The sequence below is a fragment of the Caldimonas sp. genome, from assembly GCF_046289365.1.
In the GTDB taxonomy this organism is placed as follows: domain Bacteria; phylum Pseudomonadota; class Gammaproteobacteria; order Burkholderiales; family Burkholderiaceae_C; genus Caldimonas.
Map to the genome: position 1 here is coordinate 17615 of NZ_JBKBVU010000025.1, position 9798 is coordinate 27412.

General features: G+C 64.9%; 9 protein-coding genes. 7 read left to right on the forward strand and 2 right to left on the reverse strand.

Going from position 1 to position 9798, the window contains the following annotated elements:
- Positions 1-7: 7 nt before the first annotated feature.
- Together msrB and ACK42S_RS04575 are read right to left on the reverse strand one after the other, a co-directional pair.
- Positions 8-412 carry a peptide-methionine (R)-S-oxide reductase MsrB gene (gene msrB / locus ACK42S_RS04570; RefSeq protein WP_409703941.1) on the reverse strand — a complete coding sequence of 135 codons (405 nt, stop codon included), beginning with the start codon at positions 410-412 and terminating at the stop codon, positions 8-10.
- Entirely contained in the window at positions 409-1893 is a 1485-nt protein-coding gene (locus ACK42S_RS04575) for a protein adenylyltransferase SelO (RefSeq protein ID WP_409703943.1), read from the reverse strand. Before ACK42S_RS04575 ends, msrB begins: the two co-directional genes overlap by 4 nt.
- Positions 1894-2073: 180 nt before the next feature.
- Between ACK42S_RS04575 and ACK42S_RS04580 the strand changes: the two genes are divergently transcribed.
- The 7 genes from ACK42S_RS04580 to ACK42S_RS04610 form a co-directional block, all read left to right on the forward strand.
- Positions 2074-3705, forward strand: a complete 1632-nt coding sequence (locus ACK42S_RS04580; RefSeq protein ID WP_409703945.1) for a 3-(methylthio)propionyl-CoA ligase — start codon at positions 2074-2076, stop codon at positions 3703-3705.
- Positions 3706-3852: 147 nt separating this feature from the next.
- A complete protein-coding gene (locus tag ACK42S_RS04585) occupies positions 3853-5073 on the forward strand; it encodes a branched-chain amino acid ABC transporter substrate-binding protein (protein ID WP_409703947.1) in 1221 nt (406 codons plus the stop codon).
- 95 nt (positions 5074-5168) lie between these two features.
- Positions 5169-6209 (forward strand): branched-chain amino acid ABC transporter permease, encoded by a 1041-nt coding sequence (locus ACK42S_RS04590; protein ID WP_409703949.1) that lies wholly within the window; start codon positions 5169-5171, stop codon positions 6207-6209.
- A gap of 4 nt (positions 6210-6213) precedes the next feature.
- Positions 6214-7554, forward strand: a complete 1341-nt coding sequence (locus tag ACK42S_RS04595) for a branched-chain amino acid ABC transporter permease (protein WP_409703951.1) — start codon at positions 6214-6216, stop codon at positions 7552-7554.
- Complete coding sequence (locus ACK42S_RS04600) at positions 7551-8333, forward strand: ABC transporter ATP-binding protein (protein WP_409703953.1); 783 nt, start codon at positions 7551-7553, stop codon at positions 8331-8333. The genes ACK42S_RS04595 and ACK42S_RS04600 overlap by 4 nt, the downstream gene beginning before the upstream one ends.
- Positions 8334-8337: 4 nt before the next feature.
- Positions 8338-9033, forward strand: a complete 696-nt coding sequence (locus ACK42S_RS04605) for an ABC transporter ATP-binding protein (protein WP_409703955.1) — start codon at positions 8338-8340, stop codon at positions 9031-9033.
- A 135-nt stretch (positions 9034-9168) separates the two neighbouring features.
- Positions 9169-9798: enoyl-CoA hydratase/isomerase family protein (locus ACK42S_RS04610; RefSeq protein WP_409703957.1), on the forward strand; the 630-nt coding region annotated here is incomplete at its 3' end.

Consider the following 9798-nt stretch of genomic DNA (forward strand, 5'->3'; position numbering starts at 1 on the left):
GCACGGTTCAGTCCTGACGGGGCACGAAGTCCAACGCGGCCGAGTTGATGCAGTACCGTTCGCCGGTGGGCGCCGGCCCGTCGTCGAAGACATGGCCCAGGTGGGCACCGCAGCGGCTGCAGCGCACCTCCACGCGCACCATGCCGTGGCTGTAGTCCATCACCCGCTCGATGCGCCCCTCTTCGATGGCTTGGTAGTAGCTTGGCCAGCCGCAGCCCGCGTCGAACTTGGTGCTGGAATCGAAGAGTTCCGCATTGCAGCATATGCAGCGATAGACCCCGTCGGCATCGTGCCGCCAGTAGCGGCCGGTGAAGGGCGCCTCGGTGGCGGCCTGGCGGGTCACGCGGTAGACGAGAGGGTCGAGCTGAGCCCGCCACTCGTCATCGGACTTGCGGATTTCGTAGTCGCTCATGATGAACAGGACACCTCGATGCTGTGAGCCCAGTCGGGGGGCAGGGCAGCGTAGGCCTCGTGCTCGGGCTGCTCGTCGTAGGGGCGCTCGAGCACGCGCAGCAGCCGCCGCACCTCGCCGTCGTCCCCGGCCTGGGCTTGGCGGATGGCGATCTCGGCCAGATGGTTGCGCAAAATGTACTTCGGATTCACCCGGTCCATCGCGGCGCGTCGCTCGCCGTCGTGGCTGGACTCACGCAGCAGCCGTTGCCGGTAACGGGCCGCCCAGGCATCGAAGGCCGCGCGGTCGATGAAGAGGTCGCGCACCGGACCCGCCCCCCGCGCGGCGTCCACCGGGAACTGTCCCAGACGGCGCCAGGCCAGGGTGTGGTCCACCCGGTCGCGGGCCAGCAGGGTCAGCCAGGCGTCGACGAGCTCGGCATCGCCGTCCTCCCGCGTGCGCAGGCCGAGCTTGGCGCGCATCAGACGCATCAGCGCGTCCGGATAGGCGCTGCGGTAGGTCTCCAGTGCCGCCAAGGCCAGATCGGTGTCTTCGATCAGCGGCATCAGAGCCTGCGCCAGGGCGTGCAGGTTCCACAGGGCGATCTGCGGCTGGCGGTGGTAGGCGTAGCGGCCGTTCGTGTCGGAGTGATTGCAGATGTGGGTGGGATCAAAGGCATCGAGGAAACCGAAGGGGCCGTAGTCGATCGTCAGGCCCAGGATCGACATGTTGTCGGTGTTCATCACACCATGGCAAAAGCCCACGGCCTGCCACTGGGCCACCAACTCGGCGGTACGGCGCACCGCTGTCTCGAGCAAGGCCGCATACGGATGCGCCTGGCGCCGACATTCAGGCAGGTGGTGGTCGATCACGAAATCGGCCAGGCGACGCAGCGCTTGCGGCTGCCCATGGTGACAGAAATGCTCGAAATGGCCGAAGCGCACGAAGCTCGGCGCCAAGCGGGTCACGATGGCTGCCGTCTCGACCGTCTCCCGGATGACGGGTTGGGGCGAAGCCACCAGGCACAGGGCGCGGGTGGTGGGAATGCCCAGGGCGAGCATGGCCTGCGAGCACAGGAACTCGCGGATGGACGAGCGCAGCACCGCGCGGCCGTCACCCATGCGGGAGTAGGGGGTTCTGCCGCTGCCCTTGAGCTGGACCTCGATGCCGCCGTTCGGGGTCTGCACCTCGCCCAGCAGCAGGGCCCGTCCGTCGCCGAGCTGGCCGGCCCACACGCCGAACTGGTGTCCGCTATAGACCGTGGCCAGCGGATCCATCCCAGGCCACAGCGCGTTGCCACTGAACACCGACAGCGCGTCGGGCCAGGCCCACCAGTCCTGCGGCCAGCCCAGCTCCTGCGCTGCCGCGTCGCTGGTGGCCACCCAGCGGGGCTCGGGCAGGCCCTGGGCCGGCAACCGAGTGTGGAAGGCCTCGCCCAGGGCGGCGTAGCGGTTGATCCACTGCAGGCCGTTGGGCAGGCCAAGCTCACGGGGGGCGTTCATGCCGGCAGTGTAGCCACCGACCCAAGGCAGGGACGCACCCAGGGCCATGCCGGGCTGTCGTGACCGCGACAGTTCCTCAGGGAAAACCGCAGGCGCTGCAGTGCAGCACGGTTCCTATCATCGAAAACGAACGACCGTTCCACCCCGATTCCCCACCCGCCATAGCCAAGGAGTCCTCCGATGCCGCGCCTGATGGGCCAGATGATGCAGATGCCCCTGATGATCTCGTCGCTGCTGACGCACGCCGCGCGCCACAGCGCCGACACCGAGATCGTCTCCAAGAGGGTGGAGGGGGATGTGCACCGCTACACCTACCGCGACGCGGAGTTGCGCGCGCGCAAGCTGGCCCAGGCCCTGGCGCGGCTGGGCTGCGAGATGGGCGACCGCGTCGGCACCCTGGCCTGGAACGGGTACCGGCACTTCGAGATCTATTACGGCACGTCCGGCTCCGGGCTGGTGTGCCACACCGTCAACCCGAGGCTCTTTCCCGAGCAGATCGCCTGGATCATCAACGACGCCGAAGACCGCGTCCTGTGCTTCGACCTGAACTTCCTGCCGCTGGTCGAGAAGCTCGCGCCGTCGCTGCCGACCGTGAAGCACTTCGTCCTGATGAGCGACCGCGCCCAAATGCCCGCCCAGACGACGTTGCCAGGGCTGCTGTGCTATGAGGAGTTGGTCGAGGCCGAGGACGGGCGCTACACCTGGCCGCAGTTCGACGAGAACACCGCCTCGAGCATCTGCTACACCTCGGGCACCACCGGCAACCCCAAGGGCGCGGTCTACAGCCACCGCTCTACCGTGCTGCATGCTTACGCCTCGGCTCTGCCGGATGCGATGGGCTGCTCAGCCCAGGACGTGATCCTGCCGGTGGTGCCAATGTTCCATGTCAACGCCTGGGGGCTGCCCTACTCGGCCGCGCTGGTGGGCGCCAAGCTCGTGATGCCCGGGCCGCACCTGGACGGCAAATCGCTGTACGAGCTCTTCGAGACCGAGAAGGTCACCTTCAGCGCCGGTGTGCCCACGGTCTGGCTGGGGCTGATCACCCATGCCAAGCAGAACAACCTGAAATTCAGCACCTTCAAGCGCACCGTGATCGGCGGCTCGGCCTGCCCGCCGTCGATGCTGCGCACGCTCGAAGACGAGTTCGGCGTCAACGTCATCCATGCCTGGGGCATGACCGAACTGTCCCCGCTGGGCACCCTGTCCAAGCTCAAGGCCAAGCACCTGGATCTGCCGCTCGAAGCCCGCCGCCGCATTTTGGAAAAGCAGGGCAAGGTCATCTATGGGATCGACATGCAGATCACCGGTGACGACGGCCAGCCACTGCCTTGGGACGGCAAGTCCTCGGGCAATCTGGTGGTGCGCGGGCCCTGGGTCATCCAGAGCTACTTCCGCCGGGACGAGTCGCCGCTGCAGGACGGCTGGTTCCCCACTGGCGATGTCGCGACGATCGACCCGGACGGCTACATGCAGATCACCGACCGCTCGAAGGACGTGATCAAGTCCGGCGGCGAGTGGATCAGCTCGATCGACCTGGAGAACATCGCCATGGCCCATCCCGCCGTGCACGAGGCGGCGGCGATCGCCTGCCGGCATCCGAAGTGGGACGAGCGACCGCTGCTGGTGGTGGTGCGCAAGCCCGGCGCCTCGCTCACACGCGAGGAAATGCTGGCCTTCTATGAAGGCAAGATCGCCAAGTGGCAGATCCCGGATGACGTGGTCTTCGTCGACGAGATCCCCCACACCGCGACCGGCAAGATGCAAAAGCTCAAGCTGCGCGAGCAGTTCGCCAACCACGTGTTGCCGAGCTGATCGAAGAGCCGTCGCGGACAGCCTGTCGCCAGTGAGACACCCGCTACGGGCATTCCCTGTACGAGCCGCAAACGAAGTTCTGTAGCCTCACGCTCACCCGCTGCCAACAGCTCAAGGAGACCTTCCATGATCAACCGCCGCACTCACATGAAACTGTCGATCCTGGCCGCGGCCGCGCTGTGCTGCGGTACGGCCTTTGCCCAAAAGGGCGAAACCGTGAAGATCGCCTGGATCGACCCGCTGTCCGGTCTGATGGCCACGGTGGGCCAGAACCAGCTCAAGAGCTTCCAGTTCATGGCCGAGTATTTCAGCCGCAACAACCCGGCCGGCGTGAAGTTCGAGGTCATCGGCATCGACAATAAGCTCAGCCCGCAGGAAAGCCTGAACGCGCTGAAATCGGCCATTGACCAGGGCATCCGCTACATCGTGCAGGGCAACGGCTCCGGTGCGGCGCTGGCGCTGTCCGATGCCGTCACCAAGCACAATGAGCGCAACCCTGGCAAGGAAGTCGTCTATCTCAACTACGCTGCGGTCGACCCCGACCTCACCAACAGCAAGTGCAGCTACTGGCACTTCCGCCTGGATGCGGACACCTCGATGAAGATGGAGGCGCTGACCACCTTCATGAAGGACCAGGCCGACATCAAAAACGTCTACCTGATCAACCAGAACTACGCCCACGGCCACCAGGTCGCGCGCTATGCCAAGGAGAACCTGGCCCGCAAGCGCCCGGACATCAAGATCGTCGGCGAGGATCTGCATCCGCTGGCCCAGGTGCGCGACTTTGCGCCCTACATCGCCAAGATCAAGGCCTCGGGCGCCGATTCGGTGATCACCGGCAACTGGGGTTCCGACCTCACGCTGCTGATCAAGGCGGCCAACGATGCCGGCTTGAACGCCAAGTTCTACGTCTACTACGGCGGTGTGAGCGGCACCCCCACGGCCATCGGGGCGGCTGGTGAAGGCCGTATCTACCAGGTGTCGTACAACCACTACAACATGGGGGGCGAGGTCGCCAAGATCCAGGACGAGTTCCGCAAGCGCTTCAACGACGACTGGTACACCGGCGCCACCTACCATGCCTTCGCGTTGCTGAGCAACGCCATGGCCAAGGCCAAGTCGACCGATCCGGTCAAGGTGGCCGCCGCGATGAGTGGGCTGAAGTTCAAGAGCTTCAACGGCGAGGTCGAGATGCGTCGCGCCGACCATCAGCTCCAGCAAGGGCTGTACATCTCGCGTTGGCAAAAGACGGATGCAAAGAACACGTACAGCCCGGAAAACACCGGTTTCACCTTCGTGCCGGTCAAGTACTTCGAGCCCTATGTGTCCAGCACCCCGACGTCGTGCCAGATGAAGCGTCCCTCTTGATCTGCATCCAGGGCAGTCTCGCGCTCCCGGGCCCGATGGCATCTTCCTGTCGGGCCCTTTTCTTTGACCACCGCGCCCTTGGGCGCTGACCGTCGATGGACCTCCAGTTCCTCACGATCTCGATGCTCAACGGCCTGAGCTACGGGCTCTTGCTGTTCATGCTCAGTTCGGGCCTGACGCTGATCTTCAGCATGATGGGCGTGCTCAACTTCGCCCATGCCAGCTTCTACATGCTGGGCGCCTACTTCGCCTACACCACGATGCAGATCGTGGGCTACTGGCCAGCCTTGGTGGTCGCGCCCGTGTTGGTGGGCCTGCTGGGCGCCTTGTTCGAAAAGTACTGCCTGCGCCGTGTCCACAAGTTCGGCCATGTGCCCGAGCTGCTGATCACCTTCGGGCTGAGCTATGTGATCCTCGAACTGGTGCAACTCGTGTGGGGCCGCTCGGCGGTGGACTACCGCGTGCCCGAGGCGCTGCAAGGGCCGCTGTTCACCATCGTGGGCTCCACCGCCGGGGCGCTGGACGTGGTATGGGGCCTTGCCCCGACGGAGATGTGCCGCTCGGCCGAAGAGGGTGTGCGCATCGTCTGCACCCAGTTTCCGAAGTACCGCGGCTTCATGATGCTGGTGGCGGTGCTGATGCTGGTGTCGCTGTGGCTGCTGCTCACACGCACGCGCGTGGGCCTGGTGATCCAGGCCGCACTCACGCACCCTGAGATGGTCGAGGCCCTGGGGCACAATGTGCCCAGGGTGTTCATGCTCGTTTTCGGTGGCGGCGCGGCGCTGGCCGGGCTGGCGGGCGTGATCGGCGGCAACGCCTTCGTCACCGAGCCCGGCATGGCCTTCACGGTGGGGGCCATCATCTTCGTGGTCGTGGTGGTGGGCGGCATGGGCTCATTGGCCGGCGCCTTCTTGGCCTCGCTGCTCATCGGCATTATCCAGACCTTCGCCGTGGCCATCGACTACTCGTTCATCAACTTCTTCGCGAAGTTCGGCTGGACGATCACGCCCGAGACCTTCGGCTACCCCGTGTTCAAGCTGACGATCTCCCAGGTGGCGCCGATCCTGCCCTACCTTTTCCTCGTGCTGATCCTGATCTTCCGTCCCAAGGGTCTCCTGGGCACCCGGGAGGGCTGACCTCATGCAAGCGCATTCCCTCAACGCCCCCGGCTCGGCTGCCGCGACTGCCGCCCGGCCGGTCTACCACTTCAAGCCCTACAACGTGGGGCGCTGGATCATCTGGACGCTGTATGCCCTGGTTTTGCTGGTCAGCCCGCTGATATTCACCAGCGGCCTGTCGATGACCATGCTTTCTCAGATGGGCATCGCCATCATCGCCTGCCTGGCCTACAACATGCTGCTGGGCCAGGGTGGCATGCTCAGCTTCGGGCACGCCGTCTATTCCGGGTTGGGCTCGTTCCTGACCATTCACACCCTCAACATGATCTCCGCGGGCACGCTGGCGGGCTTTCCCGTCAGCCTGCTGCCCTTGGTGGGCGGCCTCTCAGGGCTGTTCTTTGCGGTACTGCTGGGTTGGGTCACGACGAAAAAGGCCGGTACCCCGTTTGCGATGATCACGCTGGGCATCGGTGAGCTCGTGTGGTCGATGTCGCTGATGTTCCCCGAGTTTTTCGGTGGCGAAGGCGGCATCACCGGCAACCGCGTGACAGGCGCCCAGCCTTTTGGCATCACCTTCGGTCCGCAGGTGCAGTTGTACTACCTGATCGCCATCTACACCTTCATCTGCACGGCCGCGATGTATGCCTTCACGCGCACCCCGCTGGGGCGCATGCTCAATGCGGTGCGCGACAACCCCGAGCGTGTCGAGTTCATCGGCTACAACACCCAGGTGGTGCGTTACCTGGCCTTTTGCGCCTCCGGTTTCTTTGCTGGTATTGCCGGCGGACTGGGCGCGCTGAACTTCGAGATCGTGACCGCCGAGGTGGTCGGCGCGGCCCGATCGGGGGCTTACCTTCTGTTCGTCTTCCTGGGGGGGGCCACCTTCTTCTTCGGTCCGATCATCGGGGCGATTCTGATGGTTGTGGCCTTCGTGCTGCTGTCGGAGATGACGGCCGCCTGGCTGCTCTACCTGGGCCTGATCTTCCTCTTCATGGTGATGTATGCGCCCGGGGGCATTGCCAGCCTGATCATGATGAACCTGCGCGTGGCCGCCTTCGGCAAGCTGCGGCGGCTGTGGACGTCCTACCTCGCTCTGGGCGGCACGGGCGCGGTGGCCATCACCGGGGCGGCAGCCATGATCGAGATGATCTACCACATGCAGCTCAACGTGGCGCTGGGCCCTGAGCTGAAGTTCATGGGGGCCACGCTCAACGCACACAGCTTCGACAGTTGGTTCGGTTCGGTCTTCGTGCTCGCCACCGGCGTGGCCCTGTTCGAAGTGGCGCGCCGCAGCTTTGTCCAACAGTGGAACCAGATCCAGGAGGAGATCGAGTTGGAAATCCGTCGCCGGGAGGCCCTATGAGCTTCGCTGTCGAACTGAGGGACGTGCGCAAGAGCTTCGGCAAGACCGAGATCATCCGCGGGACCAGCCTGCAGGTGAAGGCCGGCGAGCGGGTGGCCATCATCGGTCCGAACGGGGCGGGCAAGTCCACGCTGTTCAACCTGATCAGCGGGCGTTTCGCCCCCACAAGCGGCGAGATCCTGCTCCATGGCGAGCGCATCGACGGGCTCAAACCCTACGAGGTCAACCGCCGGGGGCTGTCGCGCAGTTTCCAGGTCTCCAACCTGTTTCACCGCCTCACGGTGTTCGAGAACGTGCGATGTGCCGTGCTGTGGTCCATGGGCTACCGTTACGCCTTCTGGAAGTTCCTGGCTGACCTTGAAGACGCCAACGAACGCACCGAAGAAGTGCTGGAGATGCTCAAGCTCGACCGCAAACGCGACACCCAAGTGATGAACCTCACCTACGCCGAGCAGCGTGCGCTGGAGATCGGCCTGACGATCGCCGGTGGCAGCAACGTCATACTGCTCGATGAACCCACGGCCGGCATGAGCAAGTCCGAGACCAAGCGCTTCATCCAGCTCATCCGCGAGGTCACCGAAGGCAAGACCCTGCTCACAGTGGAGCACGACATGGGCGTGGTCTTCGGCCTGGCCGACAAGATCGCGGTGCTGGTCTACGGAGAGGTGATCGCCTACGACGAGCCCGATGCGGTGCGCGCCAACCAGCGCGTGCAGGAGGCCTATCTCGGGTCGGTGCTGGCCGAGCAGCAGGCCGCCGCCGCCACTGTAGGAGCCTGAGACCATGCTGCACATCGAGAACCTGCATGCCTTCTATGGAAAGAGCCATGTGCTGCACGGGGTGCACATGGACGTCAAGCCCGGCGAGATCGTGAGTCTGCTCGGCCGCAACGGGTCGGGCCGATCCACCACCGTCAAGACGGTGATGGGCCTGGTCGAAGGGCAGGGGTCCATCCAATGGAAGGGCGAAGAGATTCTGGGCCGCCATGCCTTCGACATCGCCCACCGCGGCATCGGCTACGTGCCCGAGAACCGCGACATCTTCCCCAAGCTCACGGTGCACCAGAACCTGATGTTGGGCCAGAAGAAGCAGGGCCAGTCGGGGCGCTGGAGCTTCGACGACATGTACAAGCTGTTCCCGCGCCTGAAGGAGCGCCAGCACACTGAGGCCGGGGTGCTCTCGGGAGGCGAGCAGCAGATGCTCACGCTGTGCCGCACGCTGATGGGCGACCCCGATCTCATCATGATCGACGAGCCCACCGAGGGCCTCGCCCCCAAGATCGTCGAGCAGGTGGCCCAGTACCTCAACGAACTCAAGCGCCGCGGCGTGAGCGTGCTGCTGGTGGAGCAAAAGCTCACCATCGCGCTGGAAATCTCCACGCGGTGCTACGTCATGGGCCATGGCCGCATCGTCTTCGAGGGCACACCTGACGACCTGCGCGGCAACGCCTATATTCGCAAGGAATGGCTGGAGGTGTAGCACCCTTGGCTGCCGCGCCGCGACGGCATATTTGTCCTGTTCTGTCACGCCGGCGACAAAGCGCCGGCGTTCTTGTTTCTTACACTCGAACGATCGTTCTATTCGCAAGCATCTCCACCGCAAAGGGGCCTACCGATGAGTGCCAGTTATGAGCTTCACGGCGATGTTGCCGTCATCACCCTGAACAATCCTCCCGTCAACGGCCTGGGCTACGACACCCGCAAGGGCATCACCGACGGTCTGCAGCAGGCCCAGGACGACCCGGCCGTGCGAGCCATCGTGATCACCGGCGCAGGCAAGGCCTTCAGTGGTGGCGCCGACATCCGGGAATTCGGTTCGCCCAAGGCCGTGCAGGAGCCCAATCTGCTCAGTGTGATCAAGATGGCCGAGAACTGCGACAAGCCCGTCGTGGCGGCCATCCACAGCGTGTGCATGGGCGGCGGGCTCGAACTGGCGCTGGGCTGCCACTATCGCGTGGCGGCCCCAGGCACCCAGGTGGCTCTGCCCGAGGTGAAGATCGGGCTGGTGCCCGGCGCCGGGGGCACCCAGCGCCTGCCGCGCGTGATCGGTGTCGAGAATGCACTCAACATGATCGTCAGCGGTGACGCCGTCAAGAGCGAGGTGCTTGCCGGCATTCCCGGCCAGAAGCTCTTCGACCGTCTCATTGAAGGCGACCTGCTGGCCGGTGCGCTGGCCTTCGCGCGCGAAGTGGCCGACAAGCGCCCGCTGCCCCGCGTGCGCGATCTGAAGGCCGAGCATGCCCAG

Coding starts and splice junctions, on each gene's coding strand:
- ACK42S_RS04590 (WP_409703949.1), top strand. CDS start 5,169: ATGGACCTCCAGTTCCTCACGATCTCGATGCTCAACGGCCTGAGCTAC.
- ACK42S_RS04575 (WP_409703943.1), bottom strand. CDS start 1,893: ATGAACGCCCCCCGTGAGCTTGGCCTGCCCAACGGCCTGCAGTGGATC.
- ACK42S_RS04605 (WP_409703955.1), top strand. CDS start 8,338: ATGCTGCACATCGAGAACCTGCATGCCTTCTATGGAAAGAGCCATGTG.
- ACK42S_RS04595 (WP_409703951.1), top strand. CDS start 6,214: ATGCAAGCGCATTCCCTCAACGCCCCCGGCTCGGCTGCCGCGACTGCC.
- ACK42S_RS04580 (WP_409703945.1), top strand. CDS start 2,074: ATGCCGCGCCTGATGGGCCAGATGATGCAGATGCCCCTGATGATCTCG.
- msrB (WP_409703941.1), bottom strand. CDS start 412: ATGAGCGACTACGAAATCCGCAAGTCCGATGACGAGTGGCGGGCTCAG.
- ACK42S_RS04600 (WP_409703953.1), top strand. CDS start 7,551: ATGAGCTTCGCTGTCGAACTGAGGGACGTGCGCAAGAGCTTCGGCAAG.
- ACK42S_RS04585 (WP_409703947.1), top strand. CDS start 3,853: ATGAAACTGTCGATCCTGGCCGCGGCCGCGCTGTGCTGCGGTACGGCC.